At 54.0% G+C, this 23,838-nt stretch carries 10 protein-coding genes; 6 read left to right on the forward strand and 4 right to left on the reverse strand.

Features of this window, described 5'->3' with window-relative positions; all coding sequences use genetic code 11:
- The first annotated feature begins 24 nt into the window (after nucleotides 1-24).
- Nucleotides 25-10,341 (forward strand): beta strand repeat-containing protein, encoded by a 10,317-nt coding sequence (locus ACE3NW_RS07115; RefSeq protein WP_374281844.1) that lies wholly within the window; start codon nucleotides 25-27, stop codon nucleotides 10,339-10,341.
- A gap of 138 nt (nucleotides 10,342-10,479) precedes the next feature.
- On the opposite strand, the gene ACE3NW_RS07120 is transcribed toward ACE3NW_RS07115, so the two are convergent.
- Nucleotides 10,480-10,914, reverse strand: a complete 435-nt coding sequence (locus ACE3NW_RS07120; RefSeq protein WP_374281846.1) for a YqaA family protein — start codon at nucleotides 10,912-10,914, stop codon at nucleotides 10,480-10,482.
- A 431-nt stretch (nucleotides 10,915-11,345) separates the two neighbouring features.
- Between ACE3NW_RS07120 and ACE3NW_RS07125 the strand changes: the two genes are divergently transcribed.
- From ACE3NW_RS07125 to ACE3NW_RS07135, 3 genes are all read left to right on the forward strand, one after another.
- Nucleotides 11,346-13,361, forward strand: a complete 2,016-nt coding sequence (locus ACE3NW_RS07125) for a methyl-accepting chemotaxis protein (RefSeq protein ID WP_374281848.1) — start codon at nucleotides 11,346-11,348, stop codon at nucleotides 13,359-13,361.
- Nucleotides 13,362-13,918: 557 nt separating this feature from the next.
- On the forward strand, nucleotides 13,919-15,658 hold the full coding sequence (locus tag ACE3NW_RS07130) for a methyl-accepting chemotaxis protein (RefSeq protein WP_374281850.1): 1,740 nt from the start codon (nucleotides 13,919-13,921) through the stop codon (nucleotides 15,656-15,658).
- A 255-nt stretch (nucleotides 15,659-15,913) separates the two neighbouring features.
- Nucleotides 15,914-17,341, forward strand: a complete 1,428-nt coding sequence (locus ACE3NW_RS07135; protein WP_374281852.1) for a sodium:proton antiporter — start codon at nucleotides 15,914-15,916, stop codon at nucleotides 17,339-17,341.
- Nucleotides 17,342-17,528: 187 nt separating this feature from the next.
- On the opposite strand, the gene ACE3NW_RS07140 is transcribed toward ACE3NW_RS07135, so the two are convergent.
- The 3 genes from ACE3NW_RS07140 to ACE3NW_RS07150 form a co-directional block, all read right to left on the reverse strand.
- Nucleotides 17,529-18,308 (reverse strand): DUF169 domain-containing protein, encoded by a 780-nt coding sequence (locus tag ACE3NW_RS07140; protein WP_374281854.1) that lies wholly within the window; start codon nucleotides 18,306-18,308, stop codon nucleotides 17,529-17,531.
- Between the two features lie 472 nt (nucleotides 18,309-18,780).
- The gene (locus ACE3NW_RS07145; RefSeq protein WP_374281856.1) at nucleotides 18,781-19,803 is read right to left on the reverse strand and encodes an EF-hand domain-containing protein; all 1,023 of its coding nucleotides are present in this window, start codon (nucleotides 19,801-19,803) and stop codon (nucleotides 18,781-18,783) included.
- 325 nt (nucleotides 19,804-20,128) lie between these two features.
- On the reverse strand, nucleotides 20,129-21,571 hold the full coding sequence (locus ACE3NW_RS07150) for a histidine-type phosphatase (protein ID WP_374281858.1): 1,443 nt from the start codon (nucleotides 21,569-21,571) through the stop codon (nucleotides 20,129-20,131).
- 253 nt (nucleotides 21,572-21,824) lie between these two features.
- On the opposite strand from ACE3NW_RS07150, the gene ACE3NW_RS07155 reads away from it, so the two are divergent.
- Complete coding sequence (locus ACE3NW_RS07155; RefSeq protein ID WP_374281860.1) at nucleotides 21,825-22,373, forward strand: N-acetyltransferase; 549 nt, start codon at nucleotides 21,825-21,827, stop codon at nucleotides 22,371-22,373.
- A 59-nt stretch (nucleotides 22,374-22,432) separates the two neighbouring features.
- Nucleotides 22,433-23,455, forward strand: coding sequence for an ornithine carbamoyltransferase (gene argF / locus ACE3NW_RS07160; RefSeq protein WP_374281862.1), 1,023 nt, complete (start codon nucleotides 22,433-22,435; stop codon nucleotides 23,453-23,455).
- Nucleotides 23,456-23,838 lie beyond the last annotated feature (383 nt).

Raw genomic sequence — 23,838 nt, forward strand, 5'->3', positions numbered from 1 at the left:
GTTCCCAACGGGAATTCGTATACGTTGTCGGCCACAGAACCTCTCGATGGCAACTTCTACGGCAAGTTTGTCATGACCGACCAGAGCGCTGGCACGTATGAATTCCAGCTGAACAACAGCGCCACCTGCGTACAGGCCCTGGACGATGGCAAAAACCTTTCCGTCACAGCCAGTGTGGCCGTTATTGACCCGCAGGGCGCGTACAGCACCAAGGCTGTCAGCCTGACCATCAAGGGCAGCAATGACGCGCCCACGCTTACTGGTGCCGAATCTGGTGCAGTGAAAGAAAGCGGCGTGTATGCCGACGGCGCACTGAAGCCCAGTGACCACGGTTATACCCTGACAACAGACGAGAACAAGGCCACTACCGCCGTTACGGCCAACGCCGCAGCGGTGGGCGACCAGCATCAGCTCAGCGTTACGGGCGTAATCAGCGGTGCCGATGTGGACGGCACGGACAAGCTGAACTTCGGCTTTTCGCTGAACGGGCCTGGTGCGGCCTCTGTGCCGGGTGGCAATTCAGCTCTGGTTACTGACCTGTATGTGGTCAAGGACGATGCAGCAACCGATGGATACAGGCTTGTGGCGGGAAGCAGTGCCACCGCTGCGGACAAGGCCGATGCCTACGGACATCTGACCATGAACAACGCGGCGGACAAGTCCGGCACGTACACCTTTACGGTCAACAATGCTGCCAACGGCCCCTCCAACGCCCTGGGCGAAAACCAGCACGTCAGCTTTACCATCACCCCCACGGTGACGGACGGCTCGGTGCTTGTAACCGGTGACAGCGGCAAGAGTTTTACCATCACGGTGAACGGCACCAACGATCAGCCCACCATCACCAGCGCTTCCTGGACGGGCGGAGTGAACTCGGTAACGGAGCAGGGGGCTGTTGACCCTACCGCTTCGTCGGTCATCAGCGGCACAGTTGTGGGCCACGACAGCGACAGCAACGATCAGCACCATCTTACCTACGGTTTTGCCGCCGGTAGCGAACTGGTCAAGACCATGTACGTGGTTCCCAACGGGAATTCGTATACGTTGTCGGCTACAGCGCCTGCCGATGGCAATTACTATGGCACGTTTGTCATGACCGACCAGAGCGCTGGCACGTATGAATTCCAGCTGAACAACAGCGCCACCTGCGTACAGGCCCTGGACGATGGCAATAATCTTTCCGTCACTGCCAGGGTGGCCGTTATTGATCCGCAGGGCGCCTACAGCACCAAGACTGTCAACCTGACCATCAATGGCAGCAATGACGCGCCCACGCTTACTGGTGTTGTTGGCGGTGCCGTGAAAGAAAGCGGCGTGTACGCCGATGGCGTACTGAAGCCCAGTGACCACGGCTACAGCCTGGTGGGTGGAGAAAACACCCCCACGAGCGAAGCTGCCAACGCCGCCGCAGTAGGCGACCACCATCAGCTCACAGTTACGGGCGTTGTCAGTGGCGCTGATGTGGACACGCCTGACACGCAGCTTGATTTTGGTTTTTCACTCTCTGGCCCGGGTGCCAGTGTTGCCGCTGGCGGCAAGTCGGCTCTTGCCACCGACGTGTATGTGATCAAGGACGGAAGTTCTCAGGGGTATCATCTGGAAGCAGTCCCGGCGGGAACTCCGGCCAATGCTGCCATGCCTGCCGACTCCTATGGTCGCCTGACCATGAACAACGCGGCGGACAAGTCCGGCACGTACACCTTTACACTCAATAACGATGGCAATGGCCCTGCCAACGCCCTGGGCGAAAACCAGTCAAAGGGCCTGGTGATTGCGCCTACAGTGACTGACGGTACGGCCATTTCCACTGCCGACAGCAGCCATACCTTTACCATTACGGTGAACGGTACCAACGATCAGCCCACCATCACCAGCACCACCTGGACTGGTGAGAGCTCAGTAACGGAGCAAGGCTTTGTTAATCCTGCCGCTTCGTCGGTCATCAGCGGCACAGTTGTGGGTCACGACAGCGACAGCAACGATCAGGGCCATCTTACCTACGGTTTTGCCGCCGGTAGCGAACTGGTTGCGACCATGTATGTGGTTCCCAACGGGAATTCGTATACGTTGTCGGCCACAGCGCCTGCCGATGCCAATTTTTACGGCAAGTTTGTCATGACCGACCAGGGCGCTGGCACGTATGAATTCCAGCTGAACAACAACGCCACCTGCGTGCAGCAGATGGATGACGGCGATTCCATCCCCATCAGCGCAAATGTTGTGGTTGCAGACAAACAGGGCGCCTACAGCACTAAGACTGTCAACCTGACCATCAATGGCAGCAATGACGCCCCCACGCTTACTGGTGCCGATTCCACTGGGGTGAAGGAAAGCGGCGTGTATCGCGATGGCCTGCGCTCTGGCAATGATGCTAACGGGTACACACTCAATCCGCTTGAGCACGCAGGTCTGCCTGCTGATACCGATAAAACCGTTGACAGTGCCCATTCGTTGCTCATCAACACAGGCACCATAACAGGTGCGGATGTGGACGGCTCGGATAAGCTGGATTTCGGTTTTTCGCTTAATGGTGCCAGCACTGGTACACCCTCTGTTGTGGGTGGCGCGCTGGTAACAGATGTATTTGTGGTCAAGGACGATACAGCAGCCAATGGATACAGGCTTGTGGACGCAGGCAAAGCTTCGGATACGGACAAGGCCAATGCCTACGGTGAGCTGTCCATGGATAACGCTGCGGACAAGTCCGGCACGTATACCTTCAAGCTCAACGACAGTGCTACCAGCCCGGTGAATGCTCTTTCCGAAGGTGAAATCAAGGAGATTACAATCGCCCCCACCGTGTCAGACGGTACTGTGCTTACTACGGCAAGCGATGCCCAGACCTTTAAGATCACCCTGACCGGCTCCAACGAGCGGCCCACGCTCACAGGTGTAAACTGGGGAGCCGGGGGCAATGCCCTGACAGAGCGGGTTGATGCCAGCACCACGCCCGTAAATTCTATTTCTGGCACGGTTGCGGGAACAGATGTTGATGTAAACGATGTGAGCTCGTTGAAGTACGGTTTTGTGTATACTGCCACAAATGGTTCACAGACCCTGGTAGCAAACCTGTATGCCGTATCTGACGGTAAAGGCAGCTACACGCTCACCACAAGCGCGCCAACAGACGGAAACTATTACGGCACGTTTTCCATGACAGACATGTCAAAGGGAACATATACGTTTACCCTTAATAACTCTGCCACCTGCGTGCAGCAGCTGACCGACAGCGACCCTCTGTACAGCATCGCGGCACCGGCTGCGGTTATCGACAGGTTTGGCGCGTGGAGCGATACAACGAATGTTTCACTGACCATCAAGGGGGCCAATGATTCGCCGTATCAGCTCACGAATAATACAGGAGCTAAGGTTCGTGATGATGGCGTATATGCGGCAAATACGTATGGCAATACCCCGGCTACGTTTGTAAATGCGCACGAAAATGATGCCATCTCGCCGCTATCTTTGGGAACGGGTGCCGGGCAGCAGCTTAAGGTTGTGACGGGTAAGCTGGTTGCCAAGGATTACGAGGATGACTCCCACGGCAAGGCAGGCAGCATGCAGTATAGCTGCACTGGCGGTATTGCCGTTGGTCACCAGAACTCATCTGGTGGCCAGAATGAGGTGAAATTGCCGGACGGCACGGTTCTGGCCCCCCACGCTGGCCCTGGCGGCTACGACGTTACCTATGCGACCAACAACTACGGCACTCTTTATGTCAAGAGCGATGGCACGTACTACTTTGTGCTGGATCAGGGCAGCGCAACGGTAAATGCCCTTGGTGAAGGGCAAAGCGCCACCACTACCTTCAACATTTCCGTCGCTGATTCTAACGGAAAATCCACAAACTTCGCGAGCACCAAGGGGCTTGCCATCACCGTGTATGGCGGCAACGATGCGCCGGATAAAATTCTCGTTAATGGTAATGATATAGCGGACACCACAAATGGTGCTGCCAACGGCACCATCTTGATGGGTACGGAAGACAAGCACGTGCATACTGCCACTGGCTCGCTTGCCGTGCATGATGTGGATACGGTGGACATGACAAAAGGCCATGATATCATGGTACAGTCGGTTTCCACTAACGATGCCAAGATCGAACTGGCCGCCTCTACGTCAGACAATACAATGACCATTAATGGGAAGTATGGTACCCTGACCATCACGCGTAATGAAGGTAGCAATTCCAATACGCACGCAGATGATACCTATGACTACAAGTACGTGCTGAACCCCGATGCCGCCAAGGTGCTTGGCGCGGGCGAAACCGGCAACGACGTGTTTAACGTGACCCTGCGTGACCAGTACGGCGCAACCATTACCAAGCCCCTCACTTTCAGCACCAATGGGGCCGATGATCCCACCGTTATCAACCCCAAGTGGCTTACACCCATACAAAACGTGATCGAAGCTGGCGTTACGCCAGCAGACAGCGCCGATGCTGCCGTCAATGCCAAAAATTATAACAACACCAGTGCTGGCGAGCCTACCACAACAGGCTACATTGGCGCATCCGATATCGATGGCACAGATCAGGCGTCCCTGAACGGGGGCTCAAGTGCTCCCAATCTGCACTTTGGCATCACGGTGGGCTCGAACACGGTCGACATCTACAGGATGATGACTGAAACCACCTACACAGCCAGTGGTGCGAGCAAAAATGCCGATGGTTCTGTGACCATTACGCTGGCCCATGGCACGCTGACCATCACCAAGTACACGGGCTCCATGACAGATGCCAGTGGCAACAAGCCCCTGTACCAGTACGATTACACGCTCAATAACGACGACCCGGCTGTAAACAAGCTGAACAGCCACGATAGAGCCACTGATCCCTTTACAGTTACAGTGCTCGAAGCCAGCGATGGCACTGTTGCCGCAGGGGTTACTCCTACGGTGGTAAGCATTACCATTGAGGGCACCAACGACAAGCCAATTATTTCGCTGGCTCCGGCCCTGAGCACCACAGAAAATTCTGCGGATGTTCTGACTGGCCGTGTTGAGGTTACTGACTACGAACAGACACACGGTCAGGAAAAAGTGGATTCCGGCTTTACCTTCTCGCTGGTGACAGCCAAGAACCTCGCCTCAACAGACATAACCAAGCAGTATGACCTCGCCAGCGACGACGGCGTCATGCAGGGTAAGTATGGCACGCTGAAGCTCGATCAGTTGACCGGCTCATACTCCTATACCCGTAACACTGAGGACCTGAACTACCTCAACAATGGGGAATCGGTCACGGATACCTTTTATGTGCGCGTAAAGGATGCCAACGGAGCCTATTCTGACATCAAGCCCATTGTTGTGACCATTAACGGTCAGGATGATGGGGGAAGGGTTTCAACGTCAACAGGTGGCGTGCATCTGGTAGAAGACGGCGTGGCCGCCGGTGACGAAGCGCAGCACGGCATATTCCACTACACGCAGGATGGGTACCTGGGCTACAATAACCCGGTTTCCATAGACCTGAACACCAAGCTTGAAGGCAAGGTGCTGGTGTCTGACTCAGACTCCAGTGATGCCCACAACTACAAGACGTTCAGCTACACGGTGGCTGGCGGCAGCAATGCCAGCGTGGTGGATAATGGAAATGGTACTTATACCATATATGACGGTGCCGACCACAGTGCCGGTCACAGCTATGGTACGCTTACGCTCAACAGCGATGGTACCTACAGCTTTACGCCCACAACCGTCACGGTTGGCGGTGTCACGCGCCTTGCAGACAATATCAACAGCCTGGCCGAGGGTGAATCTGTTACCGTTACCGTCAATGTAACTGCCAACAGTGCTGCTGGCGCGGCAGAAAACGCCACAGGCTCGTTCAACGTGGTTATCTCGGGTACCAACGATGCCCCGGTGGTTGCTGTCAACAGCCACATCGATGAAGTACTCAACGCCCATGGCAACAGTGGCAATGAACATAAGGTGAGCGTGTCTGGCGATGTTGCCGCTAGCCACCTTGCAACTGATGCAGATAACAACGCGGCCCTCAAGTATTTTATCGTAGACGATAAAAATCCCAACGATGGCTATGTGGAAGGCTCAATTGTGCAGCATTTTGAGGGACAGTATGGAACATTGCTGCTCAATCCCAACGGTTCATACATGTACGTGCTCAATGGTGATTCCAGTACCCTCAACAACCAGGAAGAGCACTTCACCATTTATGTGCGTGATGAGCACAACGCAGTTGCCCTGAACCCCATATCGCTGACCATCACCATCAAGGATAATCCTCAGGGGGGCGGCAATGGCGGCAATAGTGGGCACGCCCTGTCCCTTGCGGCTGCCACCAACTCCGTGCAGGAAGACCTTGCTGGACACGACGAAGCCAAGGGCGACATCGCCCCGACGGGCAGTTGGGATAGCGGCCTCAAGCTTACGGGAACCTATTCCGAGAATGGAGCCCCAGGTTCCATGAGTGCCGACGATGCTGGCCGAACCGTTGTTACAAGCTACGGTACGCTGGCCCTGTTGCCCGACGGCAGCTATACCTATCTGCTCGACAACTACAGCCCTGATGTGCAGCAGCTCGCGAGCGGGCAAACCATAACGCAGGTGTTCAATGTTACGGGCAGTGATAGCACCTCCACGACCATAACGATCCACATTCAGGGTACAAATGATACCCCCTATGTTGTGCAGCAGGCCTCTGCCCTCGCCGTACACCAGTATGCGGGCCAAACCGAATGGGTCAGCACGGCATCCACGGCTCCCACTGGCTCGTTTATTGTCTCTGATGTGGACAATAACGAAGGCAAGGCCCTTACGCTTTCTGGTGCAACGTCCATAGATCCTGCCACCAACGACAATTACAGTTACAAGGTGGCTGGTGACCACGGCATTTTCTACATCAAGGCCGGTGAAGGCATTGATAATAATGGCGTGCCCTGCACGAAGTTTGAATACAAGTATGTGGCTACAGACAAGGGCAACTTCCGTGGTGCAGTTACCGATACAGCTCATGTAGGTGTTACGGACGGTCACGAAACCATTACAATTGATCTTTCCACAAACCTGACGGCAGACAACGACACTACGCAGGCTCCTTCAGCTCCGACTCTCTCGGTTACGGAAGATGTCACGCTTGAGGTGTCTGCAACTGCCAGCGTTTCTGGCAAAGATACATATTTGGGCGGTAATGCAGAAACAATCACCTACAAGCTGGTAGACGGGTCGGGCGATGACCTCGGGCTTATGGCAAAGGGTGCCTATGGCACGCTGATGCTCGATGCCACTACGGGCAAATACACCTACGTGCTCAATACCTCCAACGCCGCCGTGCAGGCTCTTGGGGTTCAGGACACGGCGCTGGGCGAAACCTTCCACATAGTGGCCAGCGACGGCTCGAACTCCAGCGCAGCCAGCGACATCAAAGTGGTCATCAACGGAACCAACGACAAGCCCACGCTTTCGCTCTATGGTGCGAACGGTACGGGTGTTGCCGGTTCTGGTGCCAACCTTTACGTTGCAGATGGATCATCGGATATGGTGGTCAGCGGCAAGGCCGTGACCTTTGATGCGGACGCGAATGACCGGTCTGGTCTCGTGCTGTCGCTTGATGGCAGCAGCAGTACGCTGACAAAGGATATCTACGCTTTCAAGAACGGCAACAACTGGGAAACGTGCGACAGTAGCCATACGGGTGCCCAGAAAATGGGCAGCTTTGTGCTTGGCACTGACGGCAAGTACACCTTTACGGGAAATCAGACGGGCATCTCACATCTTGGCCAGGGTGAAAAACTGGTGATCGAAAGCATGATCGGGGTCAGCGATACACATGGCGCTACGGATTCCGGCAAGGTTACGGTCACCATTACAGGAACCAACGATGCTCCTGTGCTGAATGGGGTCTCTGCCCAGACTATCACAGATAATGGAACATCGACCCAGGGCTTTACGTGCTCCTTTGATTCCAGCGATGCAGAAGGTGACGCCACCAGCTACTTTATCAAAACAGCCGATGGCAGGTATGTTACCTCAATGCATGATGGGCACGGTACATTGCAGATCAACAGCAATAATACCTATACCTACACGCTTGATGCCAGCTATGCAGACGCCGTCAAGGCTCTTGCTCAGGACGCGCCAGACGTGGGTGGCACGTTTACCCTTGTGGCGGTCGATTCACACGGGCTGGCATCTGCGGGTAAGGATCTGGTCGTAACCCTTAAGGGTGTTAACGATGCGCCTACGTTCTCGATTACGCCCTCTGTCACCTCGGTTACGGAAGATTCAACAGCAAAGGCCTCTGGCACATTTGCTCTTGCCGATGTGGACAGCGATGGCAGTTCGCAGCATATTTACATAACCAGCACCGATACTAACGCCACGGTAACGCAAGAATTCAATATTGCCACCAAAACCGGCGCTGCCAGCATTACGTCCCACTATGGCACGCTGACCATGAATGCCAACGGAACCTACAGCTACGAGCTGAACAACAACAGCGCCAGTGTGCAGGCTCTCAAGGCTGGCGAAAGCTACACGGATAAATTCACGGTTTACTCCGAGGATTCGCACGGTAAGGCAAGTGGCAGCCAGACCATCAGCGTGACGATTAGTGGCGTCAACGATACCCCGGTAGTGAGCATAAGCGCGCCCTCTGATACCTTGGCAGAAGATGGTGCAAAGCAGACTGTTTCCGGCACCTTCTCTGTTGCGGATAGCGATCATGATGGCAACCTGCAAACCCTCACTATTACCAGCACTGGTAACAGCTCGTCGGCTTCGCAGGCCATGGATCTCAGCGCGGGATCGGGCACTGCGTCCGTATCCTCCAACTACGGAAAGCTTACCCTCAATGGCGATGGTACCTACAGCTACGAGCTGAACAACAGCAGTGCCAGCGTGCAGGGGCTGAAAGCTAATGAAAGCTACACAGACCAGTTTACAGTGGTTGCCAAGGACAGCACCGGGCTCAACAGCATCAGCAAGACCATAAACGTGGTGATTAATGGCACCAACGATGCCCCGGTGGTCGCCAGTGTCGCCCACGATGTGGTTGAGGGGGCTGCTGCCCAGCTTGTTGCACTGGCTGTTACCGATGCGGATCACGATGCCCTGACATACGCCATCTCTTACGGCGCTGGCAGCGCAGTAAGTGCGGATTCCGGGGCAGCTGCGGTGGTGGCAGGCAGCTACGGTTCGCTGACCATGGATGCCACAGGGCACTACAGCTATGCGATGGACAGTCACGCTCTGGCTGCTGGGCAACATGCCACCGAAGTGTTCCATGTGACTGTGAACGACGGACAGGGCGGCACAACAACCCGGGATATCACGTTTAACCTTACAGGCGTAAACGATGTGCCTGTGGCGCATGCCGGATCCTTTACCACCATGAGTGGTCAGCTTGTTGCCACAGATGCAGACGCTGGCGAAACCGCCTCCCTGCACTACACAGCCGTCAGCGATGCCACCTTTGGGCATGTGACTGTGGATGCCAACGGCACATACCACTATGATCTGAACATCCATTCAGAACAGGGCGTTGACCTGATAAACCACGAGCTCACAGCAACTGGCTGGCAGGCAAACTCTACCCTGCACGACGGGTTCCTGTTCACCGCGTCCGATGATGCTCACACCACCTCCAACCCTGCTGGTGTTGACCTCTACATAAGCGGCACGGTTACCGATGCATTCGGCGGGCATGCAGTAGAGATAGGCACTGGCGCAAGTGCAATACACCTGGTATTTGGCAGCTCGGCCAATGATGGCATTGACCTGAGCACCAGCAATCCCACCGAAAGTCATGTGCTCTACGGTGGCGGTGGCGACGACACCCTGTACGGCGGTAATGGCGGAGATTATCTGTTTGGCGGCGCCAACAACGACCATCTGCAAGGCGGCGCGGGGGTAGACCACCTCTATGGCGGGGCAAATGATGACTTCCTGGACGGCAAGGGCAGCGCCAGTGGCGACTTCCTTGACGGCGGCGAAGGCAACGATCTGCTGGTCTTCAACCACAACGACACTGTGGATGGCGGCACGGGCATCAACGTGCTGCTGGTCAAGGATGCCGCCTCTGACGTGGATTCACTCTTTGCCGATCATGGTCATGTAAAGAATATTGCTGTCATGCTTACCGGCGCAGCCGCAAGCCTGACAGATGCCAGGGAGTTGCACGACAATCTGGGGATTACCCTCGATAATACCAACACCTCCGTTACACTGGACAGCTCCAAGTGGACTGCCGTAAGCGGCAGTAACTATAGCTGGAGCAATAACACGGACGGTTCTGTGTTGACGGTTGCTGACGGCAGCCATTCATCCGTAGACGATGAGGCCGCCAAGATTGTGATTCAGCTGCAAAACCATCAGGGCTAATACTAAACAGGCATAAAAGCAGCCCGCGTTCTTGCAATAGAACGCGGGCTGTCTTGTTGTAGTAGCCCTGCCCCACATGGCGGGGCTAGTACGAACAAAAGGATTTACGGAGATATTCCGCAAATCCTTTTTTGTTTTTTACGCAAATTGCAGGGTGATGAGCGCCACCACAATGTACCGGGCGGTTTTGGCCAGGGCGACAACGAGAATGAATGATGAAAACGGTTCACGCAGAATGCCCGCCACAAGGGTAATGGGGTCGCCAACAATGGGGGCCCAGCTCAGCAGCAGCGACCAGCGTCCGTATTTGGCGTACCAGGCTTCTGCCCTGGCAAGTTTGTTTCTTTCGATGGGGAACCAGCGGCGGTCCTGATAGTGGATAAAAAACCGCCCAAGCAGCCAGTTGGTAGCAGAGCCAAGCGTGTTGCCAAGGCTCGCCGCGCCAATAATGGCCCAGAACGGGGCCGACTGTTTTGCCAGCGCACCCGCCAGAAAAAGCTCTGACTGCGCCGGAAAAATCGACGCTGCCACAAATGCCGAAAAAAAGAGTCCCCACAGCACGCCAACGCTCATGTCCGCTGGCCGTCATCTGTTGCAATAAATCTGCTCGCTGCTGTTTTCATGCTGCTGCTTATACAAAAGTGCGCTGTCTGGCACAACTGGCTGCGGCCTGCCCGGTTGCTGCGGGAATCAGATCATGTACTTCAGGTTACGCGATACGGCTCAAGTGCGTATGGTTGTTAATCTGTACTTAAAATTTTTGAATCAATATGTATCATGTTATGGAGGAATTTTTATTGGTACGCGTTGCATTTTTGCAACAATATATTGCAAAAATGCAACCATGACATGATTATTGCGCTAAAAATTGATTAAAATATGTTTTTTTTATAATTTATATACAGCTTTGATGTTTGCTATAAAGTATTTTAGCTGCTATTCGATAATGCGATATTGCAGGCCTGTAACAAGGCTGCCATCCATAAGGAGAAATTGACGTGGCAATGAGTGCTAAAAATAAAATTCTGTTGAGTGTTTTCGCATTTTTTTCATTGGTGATCATAGCCATGGCCTACAGCTCGTACAGAAGCTTTTGTGCTTCGTCCTACGACTCCGAGATGGAGCAGCTGGATACCATGTCGCAGGCCGTGGGCAAAGCTGTTTCTGAAAAAATGGACGTATATTTCAATGTGCTCGAATTAAGCTCGCGCATGTTGACGAATCCTGTTGGAACCAACCCGGACGAACTTTATGAATATAAACGTAACGTGCTGAAGCAGCTGCTTAAGCAGACAAATCTTGTGGAAGCCTATTACGCCTTTGATACGGGTGAAACCCATAATGACAAAGGCATGATAAAAAATTTCAATGCCAAGTCATTGGGGCGAGAGTGGTATACACGCATGTTCAAGGGTGAAAAACGCGTGGTCACAACCCCATACACCTCTTCCATTGGTGCAACCGTTATGGCTGTGGGCGTGCCGCTGCTGGAAAACGGCAACATTGCGGGCACGCTCTGCATCAATCTGGGGCTTACAGACATCACCAATTTTACCAATCATGTGCTTGAATTTGATAACATTTACCTAACGCGGGCCGATGGTTACATTATGGCCAATCGCGACAACAAGCTTATTGGTAAAAGCCTGTGGGAAACAACGCCAGATCTTAAAAAGTACAGCGACTTGCAGCAGAACAGCCGCGTTACGTTCACACACAACGGCAAGGCCTACGAGGGCAGCCTGTACATCATCAACGGTCTTGGCTGGAAGGTTTGGACATACAAGCAGCTGGAAGAAATTCAGACAGATTCAACGGCCAATCTGCGTAGCAGCGCAATTACTGCCGTTGTGGCCCTGGTTTTGTCAGCCCTTATGGTGCATCTGCTGGTCACGGTGCTGATTTTCAAGCCTCTGGGCAAGGGCGTGGTTTTTGCCGCAGCGGTGGCAGAGGGTAATCTTGACGAAACCCTCGATATCAGGAGCAGGGACGAGGTTGGCACGCTGGCCGATGCCCTGCGCAACATGGTGGCCCGGCTCAAAGAAATGATACGCACCACAGAGGAAAAAGAGCGGCATGCGCTGGCCGAGGCCGAGCGCGCGCAAAATGCTGTTGCCGAAGCGGAAGAAGCCCGCAAGGAGGCCGAACTGGCCACGCAGCGCGGTATTTTGCAGGCAGCCAGCCAGATAGAGGGCGTTGTTACGCGCATCGCCTCCAGCACGGAAGAGCTGGCCGCCCAGTCGGAACAGATCGCCAGAGCGGCAGAGATTCAGCGGCAGCGCATGACCGATACCTCTGCCGGAATGGAGCAGATGAGCGTCTCTATTGTTGAGGTTGCTCGTAATTCGGGTCAGGCAGCCACCAATGCCGCCAAGACACAACAGGAAGCAGGGCAGGGGGTCAGCCTTGTGCGTCAGGTGGTTGAATCGGTTAACCATATGCACGAGCAAACCCAGGCCATGAAGGTTGACCTTACAGCCCTGGGCAAGCAGGCCGACAGCATTGGTGCCATTATGGATGTCATTAACGACATTGCAGATCAAACCAATCTGCTGGCGCTCAACGCCGCCATTGAGGCGGCCCGCGCTGGCGAGGCTGGCCGTGGTTTTGCCGTGGTTGCGGACGAAGTGCGCAAGCTTGCAGAAAAAACCATCGGAGCCACCAAGGAAGTGGGCGAAAATATTTCTGGCATGCAAACTGCCGCCAGGCAGAGCATTGCTTCCATGGACCGCGCCAGCGCAGTGGTGGAAGAAACCACAACCCTGTCGAGCAAATCTGGCGAAGTTCTTGATGCCATACTGGGGCTGGCCAAAGAAAATGCAGAGCAGGCCCAGTCTATAGCCACGGCGGCAGAAGAGCAGTCATCCGCATCCGAAGAAATCAGCCGCAGTCTTGATGAGGTGTCACGGCTTACCAGTGAAACCACTCGTGGTCAGTCTGAATCGGCTGCGGCAATTCAGCAGCTCGCTGAAATGTCTGGTGACCTCAGCCGTATAGTGGAGAGCTTGAAAAACTCTTAGTTATCTGTTTTTGTTGATCATTGGGGCCGGGGCGGAACAGCTTCGGCCCTTATTTTTTAGGTGTACTGGCATTCCGCCATGCCAACTTGCCTTATCGTATATTTGCGGCATCGCGCTGCAAGGAGTTCTGATTACTTGTAGTGTTTATTAACTGTAAAAACTACTATTGTTATATGTTTAAATTTATTTAGAAAAAGGGGCAAATTCGAACGTGTTTGCAGGAATTGGTGTGCATAATATGCTAATATGTTACAACTTTTTTGTTAGTTAATAAGCCGTGTGCAATGTGGTGCATGTTTGGGTTAACTATCTAAGTGATATGATAATTTGATGTGCGATTCTTTTCCTAACTATGCGCTTTACAAGAATTAAGAAATTTTTTTATTGCACAAAATTATATCATAATGAAATTTAATGCTTTTTAAAGCTAATTGAATTAGATTTTTTTCACATTCTGCATAATATGAGAGTAAATGTAGCCGATATGCTATATCAGTTGAAGAGTGGCGGCTCTATGCCAACCATGGCACCATGAACCCTAGCGGTGAGTATACGTTATGAAGCTCGTAACCAAAATTTCTTTCGGTATGGGGATGCTTGGGCTGTTGATGGCCTTGCTGGCCGGGTATCTGCTGTGGCAGATGGCAGAGCTCAACAGTATTACCTCTGTGTTGGCTCACCGCAACGTGCCTGTCTCTGAGCTGGCGGGTGAAATCAACACGGATACAGCTGAATACAGAGTCTTTGAATTTCAGTATCTTATAGAAAAAGATGCGCAAAAATCTGCGGCACTTTCCACAAAACTTGAGGACATACGCCGCAAATTTGACCGAGAGCTTAAAGAAATCAGCGATCTTTGTATTTCTGGCAATGCCAAAAGCTGCGTTGCCGCCATAGACAGGGAATTGAAGAAATACCTGGAAACCTCGACGGAGGTACATAGGTTGCGGCGTGAGGGCAAACCCGATGAGGCCCTTGCCCTGCTTGTGGGCAAGGGGCACATGGACTACGAGGGCCTTACGGATGCCATTGATGCGCTCGTAAAAGTATCGCACGACAATGCCCATGCCAGAGGTCTGCTGGGTGACAGCCTGTATGACAAGAGTAATGCCATTGGTATTGGGCTGACCCTCTTTGCCATGCTACTTGCGGTTATCGCAGCCATTGTCATCGCGCGCGAAACCAGCCGCCAGCTGGGCAAGGATCCGGCCGATCTGCTGGTGGCGGCGCAGCGGGTTGTGGAGGGTGATTTCAATATAGATGACGGGCATACCAGAATTGGCGTCTACGGGGCCATCATCAGTATGGTGGAAGCCTTGAAGGGGCATATTCAGAAAGCCCAGCAGGAATCGGAAAATGCCAGAGAACAGTCGCGCCAGGCCCACGAAGCCATGGATAGCGCCAATGCAGCCAAGGACGAGGCCCATAAAAAGGCTGATGCCATGCTGCACGCCGCCGGAAGGCTCGAAAAAGTGGTGCAGATTGTCAGCTCAGCTTCAACCGAACTTTCTGCCCAGATAGAGCAGTCGGACAAGGGCGCGGCGCAGGCCGCGCAGCGACTGGCAGAAGCGGCCACCGCCATGAACCAGATGAACGCAACCGTGCAGGAGGTGGCCCGTAACGCGGGGCAGGCCTCTGTGGCATCTGTTGAAACCAGAGAAAAAGCCCAAAGTGGGGCTACCATAGTGCAAAAATCGCTGGTCAGTATTGGTCAGGTGCAAACAGTGTCGCTGGCTCTCAAGCAGGATATGCTGCAACTTAATGTTCACGCCCAGGCCATCAGTCAGATCATGGGCGTTATCTCCGATATTGCCGACCAAACAAATCTGCTGGCGCTTAATGCCGCCATTGAGGCTGCGCGTGCCGGTGATGCCGGGCGCGGCTTTGCCGTGGTTGCCGACGAGGTTCGCAAACTGGCCGAAAAAACCATGGCCTCCACCCACGATGTGGGCAATGCCATAGGTGCCATACAGGAAAGCACTTCCAAAAGCATGGCATCCATGGATAACGCGCTCGAACAGGTCAATCAGGCAACAGGTTACGCCAGTCAGTCTGGTCAGGCCCTCAATGAGATACTTGAAACTGTTCTGGGCGTTGCCGATCAGGTAAACGCCATTGCCACCGCCAGCGAAGAACAGTCTGCCGCCAGTGATGAAATCAACCTGTCGATTGTTCATGTAAACGAAATGGCCAAGCAGACAGCAGATGCCATGGGCGAAGCCGCGCATGCGGTAACCGAGCTGGCGCGGCAGGCGCAGGAACTGGGCATTCTGATTCAGGAAATGAAGCAGGGGTAATTGCCCGTGTTTGCAAAATTTGCAATCGGGCTGATTGATGACGGGCTGTGTGCGGTGCTGCACCAGCCCGTTTTGTTGTTGCTGATAATTACCCGGCGCACGCAAGCAGGCGATGTGTAAAAATCAGCAGTGTTGCATAAATGCGTCGATAAATGGTTTTTACTTGCTGTTTGTGACTGAATGATTGAAATCTATATTGATATTTGATATATTAATATTCATACAGAAGTACGGATTGTAAATTGGAGAGCAAATATGGCCGGATTTTTTGCTTGGGGTGTCTTGATCTGCACGTTTTTCTGCATGCCCGAAGGGGCGCTGGCCGCCGCTGCACACTCAAGCATACCCGGTGCGCAGCTATCAGTTTTGTGGGCCATTCCATTTGTGTGCATGCTGCTTTCCATTGCAGTTATGCCTCTGGCTTTGCCGCATTTGTGGGAAAGGCATTTTGGCAAAATAGCCGCATTGTGGGGCATGGCCTTTTTGGTTCCCTGTCTGGTGGTGTATGGCTTTAGTGTTGCATTGTACGAATTTTTGCACATTATTTTGCTGGATTATATTCCTTTTTTGGTGCTGCTGTTTACGCTGTTTACTGTCGCGGGCGGCGTGCGTCTGAAAGGTTCGCTTGTGGGAACCCCGGTGGTAAATACCGGCTTGCTCGCCGTAGGTACTGTGCTGGCAAGCTGCATGGGTACAACCGGCGCGGCCATGCTGCTTATTCGCCCCTTGTTGCGGGCCAATGCCCACCGCAGATACCGGGCGCATTCTGTGGTGTTCTTTATCTTTCTTGTGGCCAATATTGGCGGTTCTCTTACACCTTTGGGAGACCCGCCGCTATTTTTGGGTTTTTTGAAGGGCGTGGATTTTTTCTGGACAACTATCCATCTTTTTACAAAAACCTGCCTGCTGGCCGCCATATTGCTGGCGATCTTTTTCGTTCTTGATTCTGTGCTGTATAATAAGGAAGGCTGCCCCCAGCCTGCGGCAAACACTGCTGCGCCCACAGAAAAACTGGGAATTGAAGGCGGAGTTAACCTGCTGTTTCTGCTGGGTGTGGTGGTAGCGGTGCTTGCTTCTGGCATTTGCCAGATGGGAGAGCTGGTTTCGGTGTTTGGCGTTTCGGTTGAGGCGCAAAATCTTTTGCGCGATGTGCTGTTGCTGTGCCTGGCCGGGCTGTCGCTGCGGTTTACCAGTCGGCGCTGTCGCGAGCTCAACGGTTTTTCATGGGCGCCCATTGAAGAAGTGGCCAAGCTGTTTTTTGGCATTTTTGTGAGCATGATTCCGGCCATCGCCATTTTGCGGGCAGGAACAGATGGGGCCTTGGCTCCTCTCATACGCCTTGTTTCGCACGATGGGCAGCCGGTCAATGCCATGTATTTCTGGCTTGCGGGCATACTATCAAGCTTTCTCGACAACGCCCCCACCTATCTTGTTTTTTTCAACACTGCTGGCGGCGACGCACAGCATCTCATGCACGATATGCCCGCTACGCTTGCGGCCATATCGGCGGGCGCTGTTTTTATGGGGGCCAACAGTTATATTGGCAACGCGCCCAACTTTATGGTTCGCTCCATTGCTGAAAGCGATGGCGTGCGCATGCCGAGTTTCTTTGGCTACATGCTGTGGTCGGTGGGTATTCTTGTGCCCTTGTTTGCGTTGTTGACATGGCTGTTCTTTATGTAGCAGCGGCACGCGCAGTAGACACAATTTTTTCTGTGCTGCACCAGCCTTGCAGTTACAAGCCCCTCAGCCGCAAGGTCGGGGGGCTTGTAACGTTATTGTCTGTACCACGTTGGCCCATACCGCAACAGCCGCACTGCCCAAGGGGCGGTGCGGCTGTTGCGGTATGTATGCGGTAACGCGTGGCGGTTTAGGCTTCGCGCTCTTTCTTGAAGATAATCAGGGGGCAGTTTTTGCAAATGGCCGCACCGGGGAAGGGCTCGCCCAAACGGGTAATGGCAGCGCCGCCCTTGGTGGTAACGCGGTCTTCAAGGCGCTGCACCAGAGCTTCGATATGCTCGCCGGGAATGGCCACGTTGATCTCGCCGCGTTCGGTCTTGCCCGAATTGTAGCTGCCGCTGCACGCAAGGTACAAGTTGGCCTGCTTGGTATTGAGGGTAAACACGTTGCCAGAGCAAACGGCAGAGTTCACGCTCATGGAAGGATGGAAGTTATCAATACGCTGGCTTGCCATCCAGTCGCCGATAATGTGGTAGGCCTGCATGGTATCGCACACAAAATGCACAACATCGGGCTGCACTGTGGTGGCCGCAAGGGGGCTTACGGAAACGGCCAGCAGATTTGCAGGCACACGGGGTTTTGCATCAAGCACCTGGCGGGCATGGTCGGCATCGGCACAGTACTTGAGGTGGCTTTTGACTTCAGATTCGTCCAGGTCCTTCCACCCGAACACAAAACTGGCATTGGTACAGCCGAGATTTTCGCGTTCTACAAGAACTGTAATGCCTTCCATTCTCGCGCCAACTTCACTCTGACAAAAGGTGAGTGGCTTAATTGGGGAATAGTGGGGTTGATTTTTTTTGAACGAATCCAGTTCAGCCTGGTCGAAGAAGTATTTGATTGCAACGGGGGCGTGGATGAGACGCATCTCACGCATCAGCGTTTCGTGGAGCTTTTCGAATGTATTCATTTGATCCTCTGGTCTAAATGCTGTTTCACAAGAGTCTGCCAACTCGGCCTTGTTCGTATTTCTTTATACCGATAATGTCAATATAATCTCACTAATTTCACAAGCGGTATAATTGCCACCAATATGGTTTTGTTGTTTTTAAAAAATTAAAGAAATTAGCTTGTTATAGAAAATTTTTATTTGATACTACTGGGAGGTAAAGTTGGCGAGTTTGTGAAAGATAATGTTTTCGCATGCTTCTATCTGGCAATTTTTCCCCGTCTGGCGCGGAATTTCTGTGCATGTGGTCACGGCTGGCAGCATGATTTTTGCCCGAGGCTGTGCAAAAAATGGTGAGTGGTAAAATGGGTATTTCAGGCTGGCAAAATCACATCCCAAACGCAACGCGGCCCGGCTGCGCGGGCAACCGGGCCATCGTTATCGGGCATGGTGGCTTTCTCCTCCCAGGCGGGAAGAATCTGCATTATAGAGCTTAAGCCACGGCCTCCACGCTCTGGGTGTCGGTGGTGGTTTGGCTGATGGTCTGATAGGCGCTGTTGGCTATGGCAGAGAGAAAGCTTTGGGCGATCTGGGTGCGCTTGGTGGAAGCCTGGTCTGTGCCCATGGCAGTGCGCTGCTTCTCAAGGGCAGTGGCCAGTTCATCCGCAGAAACAGAGCCGTCCTGGTTTACGTCCATGGAATCGAAAACCGACTGGCTGACACCTGTTTCACCAATGCTCAGGCCGCCGCTGCTGTCGCTGTCCAGGCCTGAAAACAGTTTGGACGACAGGTCGTCCGATCCTGACTGGCTGGAGGACGAGCCTTGCCCCTGCATGGGAGGCGGCGGGGGCATCTGGCCGTTCATGATGGACGAAAGCAGGGTTTTTGCATCTGTTTCGCCCGATGTGTTCTGGGAAGCAGACTGGTCTTGCACGCCAGATTGGTTCTGGGCGCTCTGCATGTTGTCCATCATGGTTTGGCGTTGCTTTTCCAGCGCAGCCATGAGTTCGTCGCTAGAGACAGAGCCATCCTTGTCTGTATCCATGGAGTCAAACACCGACTGGCTGAGCCCTGTCTCGTCCATGCTCAGGCCGCCGCTCTCGTCACTGTCCAGCGCCGAAAAAAGCTTGGCTGCAAGCCCGTTGTGATCGCGCCCCGATTCTGCGCCCTGTGTTCCGTTGGCAGACGGCATTTGCCCGTTCATGATGGACGACAGCAGCGACTGGGCATTGGGCTGCGCTGTGGACGTCGCATCTGTAGACGAGGCCGCCTGGCTCTGGCCCAGCTGCATGCTGGTGAACATGGCGTTTCTCTGGGTTTCGATGGCCTTTTGCAGTTCTGTTTGCGAAACAGAGCCGTCGCCATCGGCATCCATCTTGCTGTACAGATCCTTGCTCAGTCCGGTTTCAGAGAGGCTCAGCGTGCCGTCCCCATCAGAATCCAGATCCCCAAAAAGTTTGCCCGCCAGATTGTCCTGCGATTGTGACTCGCTGGAACCCTTCATCTTGGCAAGCATCTTCTCCCAATATGATGAAGAAGATGATGATAACGCACTTACGCTCATACAAGTCTCCCAGTCCGTGAGGACATAGCCAGCACTGCCTGCAATCCACTGCGGGCGTTGCCGAATACTGTAAGCGCACCTCCCTGTGTCGCATATCAGCCGGGGAAAAGAATTCCCACCCGTGATGATGCAAAAATTGTACCTGTAATGAGAACGGAAAAAGTTGCCGCAGCCGCATGTGGTGCGGAAATTTGGGTGTTTGCGGATCAGCGAAATGGAAAAACGCCGCATCAGACGATACGGCGTTTTTTGAAGGTAAAGCTAAAAACAGCGCGAGCTATCTTGTGGCCGTGGTGGGCGGTGAGGATTCTGTTTTTGCAGTGGTTGCAGTGGCGCTGTCTGCCTCCACATCTGCCCGCAAGCGTAGGGGCGGTACTTCTTGCGGTGCAAGGGGGGCATTTTGCAGGGCCTTGCTTACCTTTTTGCCAAAGCTCTCAAGGCTGAAGCGGGCTTCGCCCACAACAGGGGGGGCCGTAACCTGGGCCGCAGTGGCCTTGTGGGTTCTGGCGGGGTCGGTGAGCAAGGGGCCGGCAGCAAGCACGGCGGCGGGCTGGCGCTGTTCTTCAAAGGCAGCGTGCAGCGCCTCTGGTGTCTGGGCAAAAAAGCGCACGCGTACTTCCTTGGTGCTGCCCTGTTCCCACAGTTCAAACAGCAGGGTAGAGCCGGGCGGGGTTGCATTGTCGGGGTATCCGGCAAGTTGCCAGTTAATGCCCAGCAAGGCCCCCACGTTGGCAATATTGGTATCGTGCCCAACAAAAACCACCACCGAGGCCACATTGCAACGCTGGTCGCGGTGTGTGCCTTCAAGAGCGGCCATCATTTCTGAAAGAAGCGAGGCCCCTTTTAACCGGGCCACCACGGGCGCGCGGTTTACGGTATTGAAAACACTGGTGTGTACGGGCAGCACCTCGCGCAAAACGCGTGCGTCAACCTGGCCCCAGCCCGCAGAAATGTCGGGCCACTGGGCGTATTCAAGCAAAAAGATTTCGGCAAGGCCAGAGGCGGTGGCCAGCGCGCCAGAAAGGCCCGCACCGCTGCCATCAGCCTCCACACTCACAGAATTTGGCAGGTCGGTCAGCCCGCACGTGGGCGGCAGATTATAGCGTGCGCACATTTCTGACCCCAGCGGGGCGCTCAGGTGCTGCATATGTGTAAGAGCTGTTGCGTTGTCTTCGTGCAGCCTGTCCAGGTCGCCTCCGGCATTATCGATAATGCTGGCGGCAACAGAGGCAGGGTCAAAACGCTGCACCCCTGCCTGCACAGGATGAAACAGCGGGTCGGGCGACTGGCCCGAAACCGCGTAAGACTGGCTACCATCGGGGCAAAGGCCGTCCAGCAGCGCCTTGGCCGTGGCCTTTGTGCGCTGGTCTGTATCTGCACGAACAAAAATTTTGCCGGGCGGCGGGCACACTGCGTCGGGCAGCAGCCCAAGATTGAGCATGCGCCCGCGCATGTCTTCCCACATGGCGGTAACAAGCCTTGCCCCGCGCGGTGTCAGGTATCCCCTTGGCACTGGCCATTGGGCCCAGGTGCGCGTGCTCCACTGGGCCAGCGTGGCGGCACTTTGGGTTGGCGAGCGCACTCCGTGGCGGCTGAGGGCCACAATCTTGGTCAGGCGGGGCTGGTCATCCCCCTGCTGGGCAGTAAGGCCTGGCGTGGGCAAATGGCACAACAGTGCGCAGGCAAGGCAGATAGTGGTAAACCGTAGTGCAGTGCGCATGCTTTCTCCTTGATGGAGACACCATAGCTGTAAAGGCTTATGCGGGCAACGCCGATTTGCTGGCCGATAGGGGGGAATGAGTTTGTGCAAGGCAATTTTTGTGCGCATTGGGGCCGTAACTGCTTGCACAGCGCAAGGCTTGTTATTATGCTTATTCTTTGCGGCAGAGTTTGGTACGCCTTGTTTGGTCAACCTTTCAGGCTTCTTCATCCCTATGGGAGCAGAAGCGCACTTTCAGATTTTGGGGAGCACGATGCCCATTGCCATTCCGCGTGTAGGAGTTGAAGAAAAACCGCTTGTTCAGGATGTGCGGGTTGACAGCCTTTCTTCCCTGGTCATCAGACCGGCCACGGTGCGCGATGTACACGGCATGTCCGCACTCATCAACCACTACGCTTCGTCCAATGTTATGCTGGCGCGTGGGCCGCAGTATCTTTACCAGCATATTCAGGATTACATGGTTGCCACGGCTCCTTCATCCGTAGATGGGCAAGATGTGGTGGTGGCCTGCGGCGCAGTACATGTGCTTTGGGAAGATCTGGCTGAGGTTCGTTCGGTTGCGGTACACCCTGCATGTCAGGCCCAGGGCTTTGGCAAAAGGCTGGTGGCTGCGCTAGTAGAGCGTTGCCGCGAGCTAGGCTTGCCCAGGGTATTCGCCTTTACGCTGGCGGCGCCTTTTTTTGCGCGCTGCGGCTTCAGCGAATTCAAACGCGAAGACATGCCTGCCATTGTGTGGGTTGAATGCAGTAAATGCCCAAAGTTTTACTGCTGTGACGAAATTGGAATGTTACTTTACTTATAGTTTTTATCTTGCGGCCCAGCCGCAGGGGAGCACACTGTCTGCAAAGGGTGGGATGCGTCATGAGCAACAAATTGTATCAGCGGGATTTTTTGAAGGAAACCGACTTCACGCCGGAAGAACTCACCTATTTGCTGGATCTGGCCGCCCAGCTTAAGCAGGCCAAAAAGGCGCGGCGAGAGCCAAAATTTTTGGCAGACAAAAATATTGTCATTCTTTTCGAAAAGGATTCCACGCGTACCCGTTGTTCTTTTGAAGTGGCTGCCTACGACCAGGGCGCTCGCATAACGTATCTTGGACCCTCTGGTTCGCAGATGGGAAAAAAGGAATCTCTGGCCGACACTGCCCGGGTGCTTGCCCGTTTTTATGACGGCATCGAATACCGGGGCTATGAGCAGGAGAGGGTAGAGGCCCTTGCAAAATACGCCCATGTGCCGGTGTGGAACGGCCTTACCAATGAATGGCATCCTACGCAGTTTCTGGCTGATATGCTCACCATGCGCGAATGCTGCCCTAAACCGCTGAATCAGCAAACGCTGGCATATCTTGGAGATGCGCGCTATAATATGGGCAATTCCCTGATGGTTGGGTCTGCCCTGCTGGGGCTCGATTTCCGTTCTGTAGCCCCCAAGGCCTTGTGGACCTCTGACGAAATTTTTGAAATGGCAACCCGCATAGCCAAAACCACAGGCGCACGCATTAAGCGCACAGAGAGCGTGCAGGAAGGCGTAAAAGACTGCGATTTTCTCTCCACCGATGTTTGGGTGTCCATGGGCGAGCCGGATTCTGTCTGGAAAGAGCGCATAGAGCTGTTAACGCCCTACCGTGTGGACGCGGCAGCTATGGAAATGACCGGTAATGCAGATTGCAAGTTTTTGCATTGCCTGCCCAGTTTCCATAACCGCGAAACAACAGTTGGCGAAAGCATCTATCAGCGCTTCGGCATTGAATGCATGGAAGTGAGCGATGATGTATTTGAATCGCCCCGAAACATGGCCTTTGAAGAGGCGGAGAACCGCCTGCATACCATCAAGGCTGTCATGGTTGCCACCATGGCCGAAGATCCCTTGGTGTTCGACGCCTGAGCCTGATTCCAGAAGGTATGCGCCGCTAGCAAATGCGGCGCATTCTGGCCGAATACGGCAGAATATCGCAAGCGTCCTTGTCGCACCCAGCACGGTAATTGTGCAAAATGGTGTGGCCGGGACGCTTGCTTTTTTGCGCGCAATTATCTGTGTTTTGCGCCCCTGTCTGCTGCCTTGGGTTTCACCCGCTGAGGCTGGCCGCCCATTGACGCGGGCTGGCCTACGACAACTTACGTGCTGTACAGCAATAATTCTGAGTTTCGCATGGGGCTTTTGCAGCCCCAAATTGCGGGTGAAAATCAGGCGGATATAATACAAGTTTTTAAGTATGTTTTGTTCATCACGTAAACAGTGTGGCTATTTTTTGCAAATATGTTGACGCA

Origin of the sequence: Desulfovibrio sp. (genome assembly GCF_041907885.1) — a bacterium.
GTDB lineage: Bacteria > Desulfobacterota > Desulfovibrionia > Desulfovibrionales > Desulfovibrionaceae > Desulfovibrio.

What these genes read in the sequence shown, in the direction of transcription:
- ACE3NW_RS07130 (WP_374281850.1), top strand. Translation starts at nt 13,919, where the DNA reads ATGAAGCTCGTAACCAAAATTTCTTTCGGTATGGGGATGCTTGGGCTG.
- ACE3NW_RS07145 (WP_374281856.1), bottom strand. Translation starts at nt 19,803, where the DNA reads ATGCTTGCCAAGATGAAGGGTTCCAGCGAGTCACAATCGCAGGACAAT.
- ACE3NW_RS07140 (WP_374281854.1), bottom strand. Translation starts at nt 18,308, where the DNA reads ATGAATACATTCGAAAAGCTCCACGAAACGCTGATGCGTGAGATGCGT.
- ACE3NW_RS07150 (WP_374281858.1), bottom strand. Translation starts at nt 21,571, where the DNA reads ATGCGCACTGCACTACGGTTTACCACTATCTGCCTTGCCTGCGCACTG.
- ACE3NW_RS07125 (WP_374281848.1), top strand. Translation starts at nt 11,346, where the DNA reads ATGAGTGCTAAAAATAAAATTCTGTTGAGTGTTTTCGCATTTTTTTCA.
- ACE3NW_RS07135 (WP_374281852.1), top strand. Translation starts at nt 15,914, where the DNA reads ATGGCCGGATTTTTTGCTTGGGGTGTCTTGATCTGCACGTTTTTCTGC.
- ACE3NW_RS07155 (WP_374281860.1), top strand. Translation starts at nt 21,825, where the DNA reads ATGCCCATTGCCATTCCGCGTGTAGGAGTTGAAGAAAAACCGCTTGTT.
- ACE3NW_RS07120 (WP_374281846.1), bottom strand. Translation starts at nt 10,914, where the DNA reads ATGAGCGTTGGCGTGCTGTGGGGACTCTTTTTTTCGGCATTTGTGGCA.
- argF (WP_374281862.1), top strand. Translation starts at nt 22,433, where the DNA reads ATGAGCAACAAATTGTATCAGCGGGATTTTTTGAAGGAAACCGACTTC.